At 67.5% G+C, this 18274-nt stretch carries 16 protein-coding genes; 6 read left to right on the top strand and 10 right to left on the bottom strand.

Going from position 1 to position 18274, the window contains the following annotated elements; translation table 11 throughout:
• Window positions 1–6: 6 nt before the first annotated feature.
• The 6 genes from AQY21_RS25245 to AQY21_RS25270 form a co-directional block, all read right to left on the bottom strand.
• The gene (locus AQY21_RS25245) at window positions 7–729 is read right to left on the bottom strand and encodes an ABC transporter ATP-binding protein (RefSeq protein WP_058100338.1); all 723 of its coding nucleotides are present in this window, start codon (window positions 727–729) and stop codon (window positions 7–9) included.
• Window position 730: 1 nt separating this feature from the next.
• Window positions 731–1477: an ABC transporter ATP-binding protein gene (locus AQY21_RS25250; protein WP_058100339.1), complete on the bottom strand. Its 747-nt coding sequence runs from the start codon at window positions 1475–1477 to the stop codon at window positions 731–733.
• Window positions 1474–2448 carry a branched-chain amino acid ABC transporter permease gene (locus AQY21_RS25255; RefSeq protein WP_058100340.1) on the bottom strand — a complete coding sequence of 325 codons (975 nt, stop codon included), beginning with the start codon at window positions 2446–2448 and terminating at the stop codon, window positions 1474–1476. The genes AQY21_RS25250 and AQY21_RS25255 overlap by 4 nt, the downstream gene beginning before the upstream one ends.
• Window positions 2445–3320, bottom strand: coding sequence for a branched-chain amino acid ABC transporter permease (locus AQY21_RS25260; RefSeq protein WP_028716557.1), 876 nt, complete (start codon window positions 3318–3320; stop codon window positions 2445–2447). Before AQY21_RS25260 ends, AQY21_RS25255 begins: the two co-directional genes overlap by 4 nt.
• Window positions 3321–3404: 84 nt before the next feature.
• Window positions 3405–4532 (bottom strand): ABC transporter substrate-binding protein, encoded by a 1128-nt coding sequence (locus AQY21_RS25265; RefSeq protein ID WP_058100341.1) that lies wholly within the window; start codon window positions 4530–4532, stop codon window positions 3405–3407.
• Between the two features lie 177 nt (window positions 4533–4709).
• Window positions 4710–5525: a shikimate dehydrogenase gene (locus AQY21_RS25270; RefSeq protein ID WP_058100342.1), complete on the bottom strand. Its 816-nt coding sequence runs from the start codon at window positions 5523–5525 to the stop codon at window positions 4710–4712.
• Between the two features lie 259 nt (window positions 5526–5784).
• Here AQY21_RS25270 and AQY21_RS25275 point away from each other — a divergent pair, with 259 nt between their 5' ends.
• The 6 genes from AQY21_RS25275 (at window position 5785) to AQY21_RS25300 (ending at window position 11909) form a co-directional block, all read left to right on the top strand.
• A complete protein-coding gene (locus tag AQY21_RS25275) occupies window positions 5785–6879 on the top strand; it encodes a Gfo/Idh/MocA family protein (RefSeq protein WP_058100343.1) in 1095 nt (364 codons plus the stop codon).
• Complete coding sequence (locus AQY21_RS25280; RefSeq protein WP_058100344.1) at window positions 6876–7712, top strand: IclR family transcriptional regulator; 837 nt, start codon at window positions 6876–6878, stop codon at window positions 7710–7712. The genes AQY21_RS25275 and AQY21_RS25280 overlap by 4 nt, the downstream gene beginning before the upstream one ends.
• A gap of 38 nt (window positions 7713–7750) precedes the next feature.
• Complete coding sequence (locus AQY21_RS25285; protein ID WP_058100345.1) at window positions 7751–9484, top strand: FAD-dependent oxidoreductase; 1734 nt, start codon at window positions 7751–7753, stop codon at window positions 9482–9484.
• On the top strand, window positions 9481–10092 hold the full coding sequence (locus AQY21_RS25290) for an NIPSNAP family protein (protein ID WP_058100346.1): 612 nt from the start codon (window positions 9481–9483) through the stop codon (window positions 10090–10092). Before AQY21_RS25285 ends, AQY21_RS25290 begins: the two co-directional genes overlap by 4 nt.
• A 7-nt stretch (window positions 10093–10099) precedes the next feature.
• Window positions 10100–10921 carry a sugar phosphate isomerase/epimerase gene (locus AQY21_RS25295; protein WP_058100347.1) on the top strand — a complete coding sequence of 274 codons (822 nt, stop codon included), beginning with the start codon at window positions 10100–10102 and terminating at the stop codon, window positions 10919–10921.
• A 61-nt stretch (window positions 10922–10982) separates the two neighbouring features.
• On the top strand, window positions 10983–11909 hold the full coding sequence (locus AQY21_RS25300) for a LysR family transcriptional regulator (RefSeq protein ID WP_058100348.1): 927 nt from the start codon (window positions 10983–10985) through the stop codon (window positions 11907–11909).
• A gap of 96 nt (window positions 11910–12005) precedes the next feature.
• Here AQY21_RS25300 and AQY21_RS25305 read toward each other — a convergent pair whose 3' ends face one another.
• The 4 genes from AQY21_RS25305 to AQY21_RS25320 all read right to left on the bottom strand — a co-directional run bounded on the left by AQY21_RS25305 (window position 12006) and on the right by AQY21_RS25320 (window position 18228).
• A complete protein-coding gene (locus tag AQY21_RS25305; RefSeq protein WP_058100349.1) occupies window positions 12006–12512 on the bottom strand; it encodes a cell wall hydrolase in 507 nt (168 codons plus the stop codon).
• A gap of 239 nt (window positions 12513–12751) precedes the next feature.
• Window positions 12752–14251: an NCS1 family transporter gene (locus AQY21_RS25310; RefSeq protein WP_058100350.1), complete on the bottom strand. Its 1500-nt coding sequence runs from the start codon at window positions 14249–14251 to the stop codon at window positions 12752–12754.
• A 101-nt stretch (window positions 14252–14352) separates the two neighbouring features.
• Window positions 14353–16137 carry a hydantoinase B/oxoprolinase family protein gene (locus tag AQY21_RS25315; protein WP_058100382.1) on the bottom strand — a complete coding sequence of 595 codons (1785 nt, stop codon included), beginning with the start codon at window positions 16135–16137 and terminating at the stop codon, window positions 14353–14355.
• Window positions 16138–16149: 12 nt separating this feature from the next.
• Complete coding sequence (locus AQY21_RS25320; protein ID WP_058100351.1) at window positions 16150–18228, bottom strand: hydantoinase/oxoprolinase family protein; 2079 nt, start codon at window positions 18226–18228, stop codon at window positions 16150–16152.
• Between the last annotated feature and the right edge of the window lie 46 nt (window positions 18229–18274).

An 18274-nucleotide genomic window follows, 5' to 3' on the forward strand; every position in this document is an offset into this window, starting at 1 on the left:
GGCGCTTCAGGCCGCGTCCTCGATATGGCCGCCCAGGAACAGCTGGCCGACGCGCGGATCCTTGAGCAGCATATCGGCCTTGTCGAACAGGCGGGTCTGGCCCAGTTCCAGCACCAGCCCGTAATCCGACATGGCCAGCGCCGCCTTGGCATTTTGTTCCACCATCAGCACCGTCACCCCCTGATCGCGCAGCCGGATCAGGGTCTGGAACACCTCCTGCACCAGGTTGGGCGAAAGCCCGATCGAGGGCTCGTCGATCAGGATCAGCTTGGGGTCCAGAAGCAGGGCGCGGGCGATCTCCAGCTGCTTCTGCTGGCCGCCCGACAGCTCGATGGCCTTCTGGTCGCGGCGCTCGCGCAGCATGGGAAACTGGTCCATGACCTGCTCCATCCGCTGCCGGACCCGGGACTGGTCGCGGGCGGTGATGCCGCCCAGCTCCAGATTGTGGAACACCGACAGCTGCGGCACCACGTTGCGGCCCTGCGGCACATAGGTAACGCCGCGGGCGATCATCTCGGCCGGGCGCTTGCGGGTCACGTCCTCGCCCTCCAGCCGGATCTGGCCGGAATGGATGTTCAGCAGCCCGAAGATCGCCTTGAACACGGTGGATTTCCCGGCGCCGTTCGGCCCGATCACCGTGGTGATCGAGGCCTTGGGGATGCTGAACGAGGTGCCGTTCAGGATGGTGATGCGGCCATAGCCGCCGGTGAGGTCCCTAAGCTCCAGCATGTCAGCCCCCCAGATAGGCGTCGATGACCATCTGGTTCGCCCGGATCTCCTCGGGCGAGCCTTCGGCGATGATCTCGCCCTGCGCCAGCACGATGATGCGGGTGCAAAGCGACATGACGAATTCCATGTTGTGCTCGATCACCACGAAGGTGGTGCCGTGCTCGCGGTTATAGGTCATCAGCCGCTCTTTCAGATGCGCCAGCATGGTCAGGTTCACCCCGCCCGCCGGCTCGTCCAGCAGCACGATGCCGGGACCGGCCATGAAGGCCATCGCGGCATCGACCAGCTTTTGCTGGCCGTAGGAGAGCGAGCCCGCCTCGGTGTCGCGATAGGGGGTCAGGTTGAAGAACTCGATCAGCTGCTCGGCCTTTTCGGTCAGGCCCGCGTCGGATTTGCCGAACAGTCGGCTCAGCATCGAGCCCTCGTGCTCCTGCCCGGCCAGGATGACGTTGTCGAGCACCGTCATGCGCGGAAAGACCGACAGCTGCTGGAAGGTGCGTCCGACCCCCATCAGCGACAGGTCGGCCGGCCGCACGCCGTCGGTCGAGCGGCCGTTGATCTTGCAATGGCCGGCACTGGGGCGCAGCTGACCGAGGATGCAGTTGAACAGCGTCGACTTGCCCGAGCCGTTCGGCCCGATCAGGCCCAGGATCTCGCCCTTCTGCACGTCGAAGCTGACATCGTTCACGGCGCGGATGCCGCCGAACTGCTTCGAGATGTTGCGGACGGAAAGCACGGGGGCGTTCATAGCTGGAATCCCTTCTTCATGTCGCGGCGCGTCTCGTGCCGGGGCCGGAACTGGTTCCAGATTTTCTGCCCCAGCCCGATCAGCCCCTGGGGCGAGAACACCATCAGCACGATCACCAGCGCCGAATAGATGATGAGGTAATAGCCCTCGGTAAAGCGCAGGAGTTCCGGCAGCAGGATCACTACCGCCGCGCCCAGCATCGGGCCGAAGAAGAAGCCGGCGCCGCCCACCACCACCATCAGAAGCAGCTTCAGCGAATGGATCAGCGCAAAGCTGCCCGGCTCGATGAACTGCACCAGCGGCGATTGCAGCGCCCCGGCGAGCCCGCCGAAGGCCGAGCCGATGGCGAAGGCCAGAAGCGTCTGGCGGCGGATCTTCAGCCCCAGGCTCTCGGCGCGGATCGGGTTCTCGCGCAGCGCCTTGAAGGCCCGGCCCCAGGGCGAGCGCAGGATCCACCACATCACGAAGGCCGAGATCAGGAAGCAGGCCAGCGCGAAATAGTAGAAGTTCAGGTTGCTGTCGGTGGCGATGCCAAGGACCGAGGGGCGCGGCATGCCGACCAGCCCGAAGGAACCGCCGGTGATCTCCTCCTCGTTGCGCAGCACCAGGAACAGCAGCGTGTTGAAGGCCAGCGTCACGAAGGCCAGGAAATGGTGCTGCACGCGCAGCGCCGGCCAGCCGAGCAGCAGCCCGACCGCGAAGCAGGAGGTGATCGAGATCAGCGCCGCCGCGATCCAGGGCACGCCCGCCAGGGTCAAGAGCGCGGTGACATAGGCGCCGATGCCCATGAAGCCCGCCTGCGCCAGGCTGACCTGCCCGGCATAGCCCAGCGTCAGGTTCAGCCCCATGGCCGAGATCGAGAACAGCAGCCAGGAGGTCAGCGTATAGATGATGTAATTGCCCTGGCCGATGGGCGCGGCGACCAGCGCCGCGATGCCCAGGACGATCAGGATGATGCGGGTGCGGGTCATACGGCGCGTCCCTCCTTGGTGCCGAGCAGCCCCTGCGGGCGCAGCAGGATGATGGCGATGAGCAGGATCAGCGGCATGGCCGAGCGGTATTCGGCCGAGACATAGACCGCCGAAAGGTTGTCGATGACGCCGATCAGCAGCCCGCCCACCAGCGCGCCGCGGATCTGGTTGAAGCCGCCGACGATGGCGGCGATGAAGGCCACCAGGCCCAGCGTCTCGCCATTCGAGAACTTGGCCAGGTAGATCGGCGAGATCAGCACCGAGGCGATGGTCGCCAGCGCCGCGTTGATCAGGAAGGTATACATCACCATCCGCTTCACATCGACGCCGAGGATCTCGGCCACGGCGGGGTTCTGGGCGCTGGCCTGCATGCAGCGCCCGGTGCGGGTGCGGTTCAAAAACAGCTGCAACCCGCCGATGGCCAGCATCGAGACGATCAGGTTGCCGATATCCTGCGCCGAGACGCTGGCGCCGGCGAAGTGATAGACCTTCTGCGGAAAGATCGCCGGGAAGGGCTGGGCGGTGGCGCCGTAGAATTCCTTGACGCTTTCCTTCATCAGCAGGCCAAGCGCGATGGTGGCGATGACCAGCGGCAGGGTGCCATGCGGCAGCATCGGTTCGACCACCAGCTTCTTGAAGGCGACGCCCAGGATCAGGAGCGACAGCAGCAGCGAGAAGCCGATGGCGGGCCACATCGGCAGCCCCAGCCCCATGCCGACCAGCACGAAGAAGGCCGGCAGCATGACGAATTCGCCCTGCGCGAAGTTGATGGTCTGCGACGCTTGCCACAGCAGGGTGAAGCCCACCGCGGCAAGGGCATAGATGGAACCGGCGGCAAGGCCGGAGATCAGGATCTGGATTAACTCGGCCATGAGAGCCTCACGTCAGGTTGACGGATACGGGGGCAGGCCGGCGGAATGCCGGTGCCAGCCTGCCTCGCGTGCTGTGCGGGCCGATCAGTTCGGCGGCAGGATGGCCTTGACCACCTGCTTGCCGTCCTGGACCTCGACGAAGAAGCTTTCGCGCGACATCTCGCCGGTCTCGTCCCAGCTGACATCCATCAGCACGCCGGGACATTCGGCCACCGTCAGCGTCAGCCCGTGCATCTTGTCGGCGATGGCCTGGCTGTCGGCCTCGCCCACCATCTCGGTCACGCATTTGAGGGTATGGGCGGCCGTGTAACCCTTGATGGCGTTGTGGTCGGGCGTGTAGTTGAACTTGGCCTTGAACCTCTCGACCATCTCGGTCATCGCCGGGATGTTGGCATCGGGGGTCAGGCCGACATGGCCCATGGCGCCGTTGGCGGCATCGCCGGCCAGCTCGATGACCTTGTGGCCGATCAGCGTCGTCTCGCCCACCAAGGGCAGGGTCACGCCCTGCTTGCGCGCCTCGCGCAGGAAGCGGGCGCTTTCCTCCTCGGTCAGGTAGACGAAGGCGGCATCGGCCTGGATGCCCTTCAGCTTGACCACATCGGCCGAGAAATCGGTCTGCGCCTGCTCGGTGGGCAGGTCGGCGACGATCTCGAAGCCGTAATTCCCGGCCTCCTTCAGGAAGGATTCGTGCCCGCCCTTGCCGAACTCGGTATTGGCCCAGACCACGGCGACCTTCTTCACCCCCATTTCCTCGGCCATGTATCTGGCCATCTTGGGCACGCCCTTCTGCGAGCCGAAGGCGGTGCGGAAGATATAGGGGTTGTTCATCGCCGTGATCGAGGGCGCCTCGGAGCCGGTGAATTGCGGAATGCCGGCCTGTTTCGCCACCAGCATGTTCACCACCGTCGAGGAGGAGAACACCGTGCCGGTGATCGCCACCACCCCGTCGTCGATGGCCTTCTGCACCATGGCGCGGCTGACCTGCGGGTCGGTCTGGCTGTCATATTCGGTGATGGCGACCGGCTCGCCCAGCACGCCCCCGGCGGCGTTGATCTCCTCGAAGCCCATCCGCACGCCATCGCGGAAATTGGTGCCCGCGGCGGCGCCGGGGCCCGACAGCTCGATGATCGAGCCGATCTTCAGCTCGGCCTGCGCCGGCATGGCGGCCAGTGTCAGCGCGGTGGCTGCGGTGGCGGTCAGTGTTCTGATCATTGCGTTTCCTCCCTGGTTCGGATCCTGTTTTGCATGGGATCTCATCTTCCTCTCCATAATCTGCCATGGCGCGTTCCGGCCGAACATTGCAAAACGCGCAGAGATACATAATCACGCGGTTATGGATCGAGCCATGGTTGCCGGCAGCTGCCGGGGCTGCGCATCTGCGGTGCCCTGTCAGTCCAGCACGATCTGCCTGACCCCCATCAGCAGCTCGGCCAGCAGCACCGCCTGCGCCTCGAACATGCCCGAGCCCGGCATCGTGCCGCAACCTTTCGCGCGGGCGGCGGCGATCAGCGGCGGGATGGCGGGGCGGGTGACGACATCGGCGACGAACTGCTCCGCGGTCAGCCGCTCGGCCTCGACCGGCAGAGGATCGCCCTCGCGCATGCCCAGCGGCGTCGCATTCGCCACCAGCGCAAAGCCACGCGGATCGGTGCCGCCGATGCGGACCCGGCCGGGAAAGGCGGCGTCCAGCCGGGCGATCAGCGCGTCGCGCCGCGCCGCATCGATGTCGTGCAGCGCCAGTTCCGAGGCGCCGCGCGCCAGGATCTCGTAGGCGATGGCCGAGCCCGCGCCGCCGGTTCCGACCAGCAGCGCCGGCTTGCCGGCGACGTCGAAGCCCTGCGCGGCGATGCCGTCCATGTAGCCCTGGCCGTCGGTGGCGTCGCCGACCCAGCCCCCGTTCCGGCGCAGCATGATGTTCACCGCGCCCGAGGCCCGCGCCCGCGCCGTGACGCGGTTACAGAAGGCCAGGCAGGGTGCCTTGTGCGGCACCGTCACCACGATGCCGGGGCAGTTCTGCACGACGCCCGCCTGAGCCAGCCAGCCCGGCAGGTCCCCGGGCAGGACGTGGATCGGCACGACCATGCCGTTATAGCCGCGATCCGCCATGATCTGGCTGAGCGATGCCGGCGATTTCACCTGGCCGATCGGATGGCCGATGATCGGAAAGTATGCCGTCTCTCCGTCGATGCGCAGCGGTTGAGCCATGGCTGTGATTCCCCTTCCCCTCTTGCGGCACGGCCCCCTCGTGCCTGCCGCCTCGAAACAATCAGCGCCCCGTCGCCAGGAAAACGGTGCTGGGGCGGAACCGTGGATTATTTGCGCCTCGGCGTTGCCGGGTGATTCCTGCGCTTCATCCTGTTCGAGACGAAAGATTACAGAAAATGGAATATCATTCAATATTAAAATTGACTTCCGTTTTAACTTCTGGCTTGATGCCCAGCGAAGGCCGGAAGGAGGGATGCTCATGGATCAGATCGCGGTCGCCGTCATTGGTGCTGGTGCTATCGGGCGCACGCATGTCGACACGCTGGCGCGCATGTCCGGGCTGCGGCTGGCGGCGCTGGTCGATCCTGCGCCCTCTGGTCGCGCGCTGGCCGGATCGCTGGGCGTGCCTTGCCTGCCGGATGTGGCGGCGCTGATCGATTCGGGCCTGGCGCAGGCCGCCATCGTGGCGACGCCGAACGAGACGCATCTGCCGGTCTCGGCGGCGCTGCTGCGCGCCGGCATCCCGGTGCTGCTGGAAAAGCCGGTGGCCGAGAGCCTCGATTCGGCGCGGCAACTGATCGCGGTGGCGGACAAGACCGGGGTGCCGCTGCTGGTCGGCCATCACCGCCGGCACAATCCGATCATCCGCGCCGCGCATGACGCGATCCGCGGCGGCCTGCTGGGCGATCTGGTCATGGCGACCGTGACCTGTTCGCTGGCCAAGCCCGACGATTATTTTCAGGCCCCATGGCGCCGCAGCAAGGGCGCCGGTGGGCCGCTGCTGATCAATCTGGTGCATGAGATCGACCTGCTGCGGCATTTCTTCGGCGAGATCGCCGAGGTGCAGGCCATTGCCAGCCATGCTCGCCGTGGCTTCCCGGTCGAGGACACGGCGGCGGTCTGCCTGCGCTTTGCGGGCGGAGGGCTGGCGACGCTGTGCATCTCGGATGCGGCGGTCGGGCCCTGGGCCTGGGACCTGACGGCGGGCGAGAACATGGCGCGGTTTCCGGCGCATCGCGTCCCGGCGCATCACTATGCCGGCAGCCGGGCCGGGCTGTCGCTGCCCGACCTGGTGCTGTGGCAGCCGCCGGGCACGCCGGATTGGACGCAGGAGTTGCGGCCCCGGCCGCTGCCCGTCCGCCATGGCGATCCCTATGAGGCGCAGCTGGCGCATTTCGCCGATCTGGTCCGCCACGGCGGCGCGCCGCGCGTCTCGGCCCGCGACGCCACCGCCAACCTGATCGTGCTGGACGCGATCCGCGCGGCGGCCGAGACGGGGCAACGTGTCGCGGTTGACCTTTCGGTGCTGAACCGCGAACCTGAAACCGCCTTCAACAGCGGAAGCGGATCATGAGCAGCGTTCTGGAAAAAGCCCTCGCCATCGTCGAACTTCTGGTCGATCACCCGATGGGCCTGCCGGTCACCACCATCGCGGCGGTGACCGAACAGCCGGCCAGCGGCGTGCATCGCACCCTGCAAGAGCTTGCGCGGCTCGGCTATGTCCGCCAGTTGCAGACAGGCGGCGATTACGCGCTGACCATCAAGCTGCCGGCCCTGGGCTTGGGTTTCATGGGCCGCGCCGGCATCACCGATGTCGCCCAGCCGGTTCTGGACCAGCTGGCCGCCGATAGCGGCGAGTTGATCCGGCTGTCGGTGATCGACGGCGAGCGGCTGATCTGGGTGGCGGTGGCGCAGGGCGCGACGCGCGGCTTGCGCTATGATCCGGGGCAGGAGCAGGGCGTGGTCGTGCACCTTGCCAGCTCGGCCGGCGGCAAGGCCTGGCTCGCCAGCATGAGCGACGACGAGGCGCTGGCGCGCGTCGGCGCGCAGGGCCTGCTGCGTCAGGCTGAGGGCATGGGGCCGAATGCGCCGACCAGCATCACCTTGCTGCTGCAACAATTGGCCGAGGCGCGGGCGCGCGGCTATGCCACGGCGGTGGACAGCTATATCGCCGGCATGGCGGCCATGGCGGTGCCGGTGCGCTATCACGGCGATGGGCCGGTGCTGGGCTGCCTGTCCATCGCCGGCCCGGCGGTGCGCATGACGCCCGAGCGGATGGCGGAACTGGCGCCGCGTCTTCAGGCCGCGGCCGGGGAACTGGGCGCCGCCGCTGCGGGAACCAAGTATTTTCAGGCAAATGTCAGGGCGATCGACGCCGATGCCGAGGACGGGCGGAAAAGCGCCTAGGCCTTTTCCCGGCTCGCGCCCCTGACGGGCAGGAGTGAATGGACGTTTCATCCGAACGCAGGCTGGCCTGCGATGTGCTGGTTATTGGCTCGGGGGCCTCGGGCCTTGCGGCTGCGGTCACGGCGGCGCATTTCGGCCTGCGCGTGGTGCTGGCCGAGAAAGCGCCGGTTTTCGGCGGCACCTCGGCCTGGTCCGGGGGCTGGCTGTGGATCCCGCGCAATCCGCTCGCCCGCGCCGCCGGCATCGACGAGCCGCCGGAAGCGCCCCGTGAATATCTGCGCAGCGAACTTGGCAACCGCGCCAGCGACCCGCGGGTGGAGGTGTTCCTGGAAAACGGCCCCGAGATGGTGGCCTTCTTTCAGGACCATACCGCGATGCGCTGGATGGACGGCAATGCGGTCCCGGATTTCCACGAGACTCCGGGCGCCGCGAAAGGCGGACGCTCGGTCACGGCCATGCCCTATGACGGGCGCGAGCTGGGCGACTGGATCGGCAAGCTGCGGCCGCCGCTGGACGTGGCGAGCCTTTGGGGCATGGGCATCGCCAGCGGCGCCGACATGCGGCATTTCTTCCGCGCCAGCCGCAGCCCGCGCTCGGCGCTCTACGCGACGGGGCGGATCGCCCGGCATCTGCGCGATCTGGCGCTGCACCGGCGCGGCATGCAGCTGGTGAACGGCAATGCGCTGGTGGCGCGGCTGCTGCGTTCGGCGCTGGACAAGGGGGTCACGCTGCTCGACAGCGCGCCGGTGCTGGCGTTGGAGCGGCAGGGCGGCCGCGTCGCGGGCGCGCGGCTTTCGACGCCGCGGGGCGACTTGCTGGTCGAGGCGGCGCGCGGCGTGGTGCTGGCCACCGGCGGCTTCCCGCATGATCCGGCGCGGCTTGATGCGCTGGCGCCGCGGGCGGGCGGCGGGACGGGGCATTTCTCGGCCGCACCGCCCGCCAATGCCGGCGACGGGCTGCGGCTGGCCGAGGGTGCGGGCGCCACGGTCGATGGCGCGCTGGCCTCGAACGTCGCGCTGGCGCCGGTTTCGCTGGTGCCGCGCCGGGACGGGACGTGCGCGCATTTCCCGCATCTGGTCGAACGCGCCAAGCCCGGCATCATCGCCGTGACGCCGCAAGGCCGGCGCTTCGTCAGCGAGGCCGACAGCTATCACGATTTCATGCGGGCGCTGATCGCCGCCACGCCGCCGGGCGCACCGCCGCATTGCTGGCTGATCGCCGATCACAAGGCGCAGCGCCGCTGGGGGCTGGGCTGGTCGAAGCCCTTTCCCTTCCCGCTGGGGCCGGCGCTGCGCAGCGGCTATCTGAAGCGTGGCCGCACGCTGGAGGAGCTGGCCCGCGCCTGCACCATTCCCGGCGTGGCGTTGGCCGAGACCGTCGCCCGCTTCAACGCTCATGCCGAACTCGGAGAAGACCCCGACTTCCACCGCGGCGAAAGCCTCTACAACCGCGTGCAGGGCGATGCGGAGCATGGGCCGAACCCCTCGCTGGCCCCGCTGCTGCAAGGACCGTTCTACGCGGTCAGGATCGTGCCCGGCTCGCTCGGCACCTTTGCCGGGGTCAGGACCGATGCTGCGGCGCGGGCGCTGGACCGTGACGGCCAGCCGATCTCCGGCCTCTACGCCGTGGGCAACGACATGGCCTCGGTCATGGGCGGGCATTACCCGTCGGGCGGCATCACGCTGGGGCCCGGCATGACATTCGGCTATATCGCCGGCCGCGTTCTGGCCGGCCAGCCCGTGACCGGGCTTTCACAGGAGGAAACGCCATGAGCTATTACGAACTCGCCACCCTCGACACGGTGATCTTCGGCGCCGGCAAGGCCGCGCCGGGCATCGAGGCCTGGGTGGCGCAAGGGCAGGGCCGGCTGTGCGGCGCCTGGGGCACCGATATCGGCACGCTGAACCGGGTCTTCGTGCTGCGCGCCTTCGACAGCCTCGCGCAGCTCCATGAGGAACGCGAGCGCGCCCTGCGCTCGGACAACCCCTTCGGCTGCGCCGATGAGCTGGTGCGGCTGTCGATGGAGAGCTATCGGGCGCTGGATTTCCTGCCACCGGTCCAGCCCGGCAGCTTCGGCCCGGTCTACGAGTTCCGCACCTACAGGACCAAGGTGAACGGCATCCTGCCCACCATGGAGAAATGGCGCAGCGCGGTGCCGGAACGCGAGGCCTATTCGAAGCTGACCGTCGCCATGTATGGGCTGGACGGCGAGCCGCGCCTGACCCAGATCTGGCCCTATGAAAGCCTGGCCGCGCGCAGCGAGGCGCGGGCGAAATCGGTTGCGGACGGCAAATGGCCGCCCAAGGGCGGGCCGGACTGGCTGTCGCCCGACATGACCAGCCAGATCGCGCTGCCGCTCGGCTTCTCTCCGCTCAAGTGAGGCTGTGATGACGCATCCGCTTTCGCTGGCCTTTCTGACCACATTCGAGGTCGGCCCCGCCGAGGCCGTCCGCATCGCCGCCGCCACCGGCTACCAGATGGTCGGCCTGCGCATCCTGCCCGCCGCGCCGGGGGCCGAGCCGGACTATCCGCTGCTGACCGACGACCGGCTGCTGGCCGAGGTGCGCGCGGCTCTGGCCGATACCGGCATCCGGGTCGGCGATGTCGAGATCATCCGGCTGAAACCGGAAAACGATTGGGATCTGTTCGCCCGGTTCTGCGCCCGCTGCGAGGCGCTGGAGGCGCGCCACGTGCTTGTCGCCGGCGATGACGCGGACCTTGGCCGGCTGACCGACAGCTTCGCGCGTTTCTGCGAGCTTGCCGCACCGCACGGGCTGACCGGGGATCTGGAGTTCATGCCTTGGACCGCCGTGCCAGACCTGATCGCGGCGCTGCGGATCGTCGAGGCGGCCGGCCGGCCGAATGGCGGCGTGCTGGTCGATGCGCTGCATTACGACCGCTCGGCCACCACGCTGGCGCAGATCGCGGCGCTGCCGCGCCATAGGGTGAACTATGTGCAGCTCTGCGACGGCGCCGTACCCTATGACCCCAGCGACGAGGGCCTGATCCGGGTGGCGCGGGGCGAGCGGCTGTTTCCGGGGCAGGGCGGTATCGACCTGGTCGGCCTGGCCCAGGCGATCCCGAAGGGCGTCACCGTCAGCGTCGAGGTGCCGCATCGCGCGCTGGCCGGCAAGCTCGATGCGCTTGGCCGCGCCGCCATGGCCCATGCCGCGACCATGGCGATCCTGCGCGCGGCGGGGCGGGCCTGAAACGCATCGGCGCGGCGAATTTCTGCAAGAAATCCGCCGCGTTCCCGGCTAGGATCGGCGCATGAAGGAACTGACTCTCCGCCAGGTCGAGGTGATCCGCGCCGTGATGATGGCCGGCACCATTCAGGGTGCGGCCAAGCTGCTGAATGTCTCGGCCCCCGGCATTTCCCGGCTGGTCAAGCATACCGAGGAATCGCTGGGCATCCGGCTCTTCGAGCGCAAGGCGGGGCTGTTCGTGCCCTCGACCGAGGCGGCGGCGATCTTCGAGATGGTGCATCAGGTCCATCGCCAGATGGAGAACCTGAACGCCGCCGTCGCATCATTGCGCAAGGGCGAGGATGTGCGGCTGTCCTTCGCCTCGGCGCCCTCCATCGCGCAATTCATCGCCGCGCGCGCGATCCGTGGTGTCCGCACCCGCTTTCCCGATCTGTTCATCGACCTGAACATCCTGAAGATCGAGGAGACCTCGGACTATCTGCTGCTGGAACGCGGCGAATTCGTGCTGATGAGCTCGGCCATCGACAATTCGGCGCTGTCGAGCGCGCCGCTGGCGCATGGCCGGCTGGTCGCCATCGTCCCCGAGGGGCATCCGCTGGCGGAAAAGCCGATGATCTCGGTGCATGATCTGGCGCGCGAGCCCTTTGTCGGCGTCGATCCCGCCGATCCCTATGGCGAGATCCTGGCCCAGCCGTTCCGCGAGGCGGGGATCGAGCCGCGCTATTCCATGCGCGGCCGTTTCGCGCAGACCGTGGTCAGCCTGGTGCGCCATCGGCTGGGGGTGGCGATCATCGACGAATTTTCCGTGGCCGAGGTCTATATGCCCGGCGTGGTGCGCCGCCCGCTGGCCGAGCGTGCCGGCATCACCGCCTGGGTGGTGACGAAAAAGGACCGCCAGCTTTCCAGCTTTGCCGAATATGCCATCGGCCGGTTTCGCCGCGAGCTTGCCGCCGCCGTGGCGCGTGAAAGCTGGGATCCGCCGGCGGCCTGACGGCCGAACGCGCTTGCCGGCTTTGCCGTGGCGGCCTGGCGCCTTTGCCGCAACGGCGGGCGGGGCATCAGCGCATCGACGGCTGGTCCGGCGACCTCATCGGCCGGTCATTCCCTCGATGGGCCGCGGTGGCACCGGCTGCGTGACCAGGTAGTTTTTCCGCTTTTCGTAGAAGGCGTTGCCCCCCGCCACGAGAACATAGTGCATATTGTCATAGGAAAACCTGTGCCCCGCGGTGTGGAAGAACATGGCGTTCCCGATCAGGGGATGGCGTTCGCCGCGCAGAACGGCCCGCGCCGCTTCCCGGACCTGCGGCGGGGCCTTGTCCATCCGGCGCGTCATGATCCCCGGTGCGAACTGGCCCTTCTGCCCGACGACGCCGCAAACCGAGTTCGGAAACTGGTTCGACTGGACGCGGTTCATGACCACGCTGCCGACGGCGATCAGCCCGTCCCGGCTTGAACGGTTGGCTTCGAAATACATCGCCCGTTCCATGCATTCCAGTTCGGTATGCCGGTGGAACATCGAACAGCCCGTCAGCACCAGCAGCGCCGAGGCTAAAACGGCGCCAAGGCGCAATCTCGAATGCGGAATTTTCGTCATCTGCTCGTCCTGCCGCTCGTGGAATGTTTGTTGTCTTTGGCAGGATGCTTAACAGCAGCCGCAGCGCGGCATCAACACCGATGCGCGTCGCGCGGCCGTCATTCCGCCCAGCCGGAGATCGGCTGCCATTTGCAGCAGCACGGGGGAGTGGTCGCGCGGTCGCCAGCGTCGCCAGCGTCGCCAGCGGCCCGGCATGCGGCATGCTCGACCGCTGGTCGCCAAGGTTTTCGTGCCCCGCCTCAGAGATCTTCGCGTCCGGTGCTGTCCGGATCGGCAAGACAGGGCCTTCGAGCAAAGCGCCCCGCCGAGACATGGACCCAATCGACACCGACCGAAGCGGCCAGATAGGCGTCGGAATGGCGGCTCTCCAGCTCGGCCTGCCGGTGCTTGGGCAGCACATGCATCTTCATCAGCAGGACATAGAGCAGGAAGCCCAGCGGAAAGCCGATGACGAAGGCATAGGCCGACCACCAGGCCGCGATGCCGCCCGCCAGCAGCCAAGCGGCCATCCCCGCCGGGTTGACGCCGGAAACATAGCGGTATTGCCCATGCGGATCGAACAGGGCGGGCACGTTCACCCGGCGGCGGCGGATCGCATAGTAATCGGCCACCATGATGCCGCCGATCGCCGACAGGAAGGCGCCGTAATAGCCCAGGAACAGGAACAGATTATCGAGGATCTGCCAGGGAAAGCACAGCGTCCCGACGATCCCCGCCAATGCCACGCCGCTGCGGTAGGAGATGGCGCGCGGCGCCAGGTTGACGAAGGTCAGCGCCGCCGGGATCAGGTTGGCCGAGTTGTTGGTGGACCATTGCGCCAGCACCACCAGCACCAGCAGGGCCAGCAGCGCGAAGCCCTGGGCATCGCCCTGGATGACCTCGATCGGGTTCCAGTTGCCGGTCGCGATGAACGAGATGGCGCCGATGCCGGCGATCATCGCCTGGGTGGTCGGCAGCGCGACCAGCTGCGCCAGGAAGATGTTGCGATTGCGCGCCAGAAAGCTGCGCGTGCCGGTGCGGGTGCGGACGAAGCGCGTCAGGTTCGGAATGTCGATGGCCATGGTGGACCAGAAGCTCATGTTCGCGATGAACAGCACGATGAGCGAGGCCTGCCCCTCGGCCCGGAAGGTCCAGATGTTCAGCCCCTTGGTCTCGGCGATCCCCTCCAGGGTGAAATACATCCAGACCGAGATGGCGATGATCGCCGGCGCCGCCAGGGCCGCCAGCCGCTCGACCGACTTGATGCCCAGCATGGTATTGCCTACCTGCACCGCGGCGAAGGCCGCATACCATAGGAACCAGTTCGAGAAGCCCAGGAAATATTCGCCGATGCCGTTCAGCGCCAGCGCCCCCAGATAGGTCTGGATGCCGAACCACATCGCCGCGACCAGCCCGCGCGAGACGGCGGGCAGATGCGTGCCGTGGATGCCGAAGGGTGCGCGCAGATAGACTGCGAAGGAGAGGCCGTGCTCGGTGCCGATATCGGCGGTCAGCAGCATGAAGGCGCCGATGGCAAGATTGGCCAGCAGGATGGTCAGCACCACCGTGCCCAGGCCGAAGCCGCCCTGGATGCCGGTCGCACCCAGCGAATAGGTGGCGATGATGACGGCGATGCCGACCCAGATCCAGGCATAGCCGAGCGCGCCGATGGGGCGCTGGCCGGCGCGGGTGGGCAGGATGCTTTCCTCGATCAGCGCGCTGCGTTCGGGCCGCGCGTCCAGCTGTTCTGTCATGGACATGGTTCTTATCCCTGTTGATGGATGAAGGAAGCCGTCGCGCAAAGCGGGGCTCGCGCGCGGCCTTCTGGTTGCGAAAAGGGCCGCTTTGCGCGGCCCCTGTCTCAGTCGTGTTTTCGCATGGCGAGGCGCAGCGTCTCGGTGGCGGCCAGATCGACCGTCTCGGCCTCGGGATCGACCACCACGCCATGGACCTCGCGGGCCCGGGCGACCGAGCAATAGCCGTCCAGCACGTCCTCGAGCACCTTTGCCGGCGGCCGGTTCAGCGGGTCGCCATAGCCGCCGCCATTGGGACTGTAATAGGTCATCACGTCGTCCGGCCCGACCGCGAGGCCCGAGAACTTGGAATGCATCTCGCGCGTCTCGCCCGGGCGGTTGGGATTGGTGATCGTGCAGCGGCCCACCGCACCGTCCTGGCCGCCGAAGATGCCCCAGGGCGCCTCGCTATGGCGCTCGGATTCATGGGTGATGAAGGCCGGGGTCAGCACCCGCTGCGCCTTGACCACGCCGATGCCGCCGCGGAACTCGCCGGCCCCGGGCGGCGCGTCGTCGCGCAGCTCGTAGCGGTCGCAGATCATCGGGATATGCATGGCCAGGTCTTCCAGCGGGTTGTTGCGGGTGTTGGCCATCAGGTTGTCGATGCTGTCCGGCCCGTCGCTGCGCGGCCGGCCACCATAGGCGCCCTCGTTCACCTCCAGGAACACCCAGTAATCGCCCGAGGGCCGCACCCCGGAATAGGCCGCGAAGCTGATCGAGGCCGAGGAGCCCGCGATCACCTGCTCGGGCATCACCGGGGCCAGCGCCCGGATGATCAGGTCGATCATGCGGTTGCATTGCGTGAACCGCGCCTCGGCCGAGGCGGGCGGGCGCGGGTTGAAGATCGAGCCCAGCGGCGCCGTCACCCTGATCGGCCGGAACGAGCCCTCGTTCGAGGGCACGCGGGTCTCGGAGGTCGCGGCATCCAGCAGCAGCTTGCGGAAACCCGCATAGGCCGCGACCTTGGTCGAGCCCTCGAAGGGCACGTTGTAGGCGGTAGGGGTCTGGTCGGCCGAGCCGGTCAGGTCCACCTCGACCTCGTCGCCGCGCACCCGGACCGTGACCTTGACCTTCAGCCGCTGATCGCGGTTGCGCCCGTCATCGTCCAGCCAGCCCTCGGCGGTATAATCGCCGTCCGGGATCTCGCTGATGCGCTGGCGGGTCATGCGCTCGGCATAGTCCATCAGCTGGTTGGCGGCGGCGAAGACCGTTTCCTCGCCGTATTTCTCCAGCAGCTCGGCGAAGCGGCGGGCGCCCAGGCGCGCCGAGGCGATCTGCGCCTCGATATCGGCGACGAGCTGCCCGGCCGCGCGCGAGTTGCGGCGGATATAGTTCCACATCGCATTATTCGGCTCGCCCTTGCGATAAAGCTTGGTGCCGGCGAACAGCATCCCCTCGGCATAGACGTCGGGCACGTCGATGATCAGCCCGGGCGTCGCCGCGCCGATATCGACGTGATGCGCGGTATTGCCGGCGAAGCCGACCAGACGGCCCTGGAAGAACACCGGCACGACGATGGCCAGGTCGGGCGTGTGGCTGGCGCCGTGATAGGGGTGGTTGTGGACGACCACGTCGCCCTCATACCATTCGCCGTCCTCCAGCGTCTCGGCGATGCCGCGCAGATAGCCGGGGATCGAGCCGATATGCATGGGCGTCGATTCCGACTCGCAAAGCGTGTTGAAATCCACGTCGAACAGGCCCGCGCCAAGATCCTGGCTTTCCCGGATGATCGAGGAAAACGACATGCGGTAAAGCACATGACCCATTTCCTCGGCGATGGTTTCGAGACTGCCGCGAATGACCTGAAGGGTGATCGGATCGACGGCGGTGCTGAGTTTCGTCATCTGGTTCATGGTCATCCCCTTTCAGGCGCCGATGGGACGGATGCGGGTGTTGCCGTAATCCAGCGTCTCGGCGACATAGCCGGGCGGGACCAGGGTCGTGGCGTTGTGCTGGTGCAGGATCGCCGGGCCGGGAACCCTGTCGCCGGCCAGCAGCCTGCCGCGATCGTAGCGCGGGGTTTCCAGCGTGCGCCCGTCGTCGAAGGTCGTCGGCCGCACGAACATCAGCGCCCGGTCGATGCCGGACCCGTCGCTGGGCGCGATCTTCGGGATCTCGATGCGCGGCACCGAGGCCGAGCCGATGGCGCGCAGGGTGATCAGCTCCACCTCGGCATTGCGATAGCTGTAGCCGTAATCCTGCTGGTGCTGGTTGTGGAAGCTGTCGGTGATGACATGCCGGTTCTCGGCACCGACCGGCCCGTCGGGCATGGTCGCCCGCAGCTCGAAGCCCTGGCCGTGATAGCGGCATTCGGCCAGCACGGTGATCTGCTGCTGCGCGCGCGGGATGCCGTCGCCGTCCAGTTCCGCCTGCACCGCCGCGCGCAGGTTGGCGACGGCGGCGTTGATGCGGTCGAACTCGGCCGTGCCGGCCTGCATCAGCTCGACGATCACCGCCTCGGTGTGTTCGTATTGCAGGTCGGTCTTGAGCAGGCCCACGGCGGCGGTGATGCCCGGCGCGACCGGGACGATCACGTCGCGGGCCGACATGGCCTCGGCCAGCGCCACGCCGTGCAGCGGCCCGGCGCCGCCGAAGGGCATGATCGAGAATTCGCGCGGGTCGATGCCGCGCGCCACCGAGTTCGAGCGGATCGCCAGCGCCATGTTGTTGTTGACGATCCTGATGATCCCCAGCGCGGCGTCCTTGACGCTCATGCCCAGCGGCCGGGCGATCTTCTCCTCGACCGCCTTGAAGGACAGGGCCGGGTCCAGCTTCAGGTCGCCTCCCAGGGCCATGTCGGGATCGAGCCGGCCCAGCACGATCTGGGCATCCGTGACCGTGGGCTCGGTGCCGCCGCGGCCATAGCAGGCCGGCCCCGGCTCGGATCCGGCCGAGCGCGGGCCGACATGGAAGGCGCCCGCCTCGTCGATATAGGCGACCGAGCCGCCGCCGGCGCCGATGGTCACCAGGTCGATCATCGGCGTCAGCACCGGATGGCCCGAGACATAGGTGTCGCGCGGGTTCATGATCTTGACCGCGCCGCCGGGAATGGTCGAGACGTCGGCCGAGGTGCCGCCGATATCCACGGTGATGATGTTCGGCGTGCCGGCCATCTCGCCCTCGGACGCGCCGCCGATCACCCCGCCCGCCGGACCCGACATCAGGATGCGGATGGGCCGCCGGGCACAAGCATCCACGGTCGAGACGCCGCCATTCGACTGCATGATGCGCAGCTTCGAGGTCACCCCGGCCTCGCGCAGCCGGGCGTCGAGGTCGCGCAGGTAATAGGCGGTCTTGGGTCCGACATAGGAATTCATCGCCGCCGTCGAGAACCGCTCGTATTCCCGCATGACATTCGCCACTTCCGAGGACAGCGTGACATAGGCGTCGGGCATTTCCTCCAGCACGATCTCCTTGGCGCGCCGCTCATGCGCATCGTTCAGGAAGGCGAACATGAAGCCGATCACGACCGAGTCGATGCCGCGCTTGCGAAACAGCGCGCAGGCGTCGCGCACGGCCTGTTCGTCCAGCGGCTCGGCGATTGCGCCGGTGGGCGGCAGGATGCGTTCGCGCACGGCGATGCGGTTGCGGCGCTTGACCAGCGGCTGGCTCTGCCAGGGCACGTCGAAATGCAGCGAGAAATTATAGGGCCGCTTGTGCCGGCCGATATGCAGGATGTCGCGGAAGCCGTGGGTGGTGATCATCCCGCATTCCGCGCCGTTGTGCTCGATGGTGATGTTCGTCGCCGTGGTGGTGCCATGGACGATGGTCTCGACCTCGGAAGGGTCGATCCCCGCCTTGCGACAGATGCCCCGGACCCCCTCGACCACGCCGATCGACTGGTTCTTCAGCGTGGTGGGGACCTTGTGATAGAATACACCCTTGCCGCATTCGAGGACGAGATCGGTATTCGTCCCGCCCACATCGACGCCAATTCTGGCCATGTCGTCTCTCCTGTTGCTGGCGGCGGCGTTTCTGGGCTGCCGCTCG

The sequence above is a fragment of the Paracoccus sp. MKU1 genome (genome assembly GCF_001447385.1).
Lineage (GTDB): Bacteria > Pseudomonadota > Alphaproteobacteria > Rhodobacterales > Rhodobacteraceae > Paracoccus.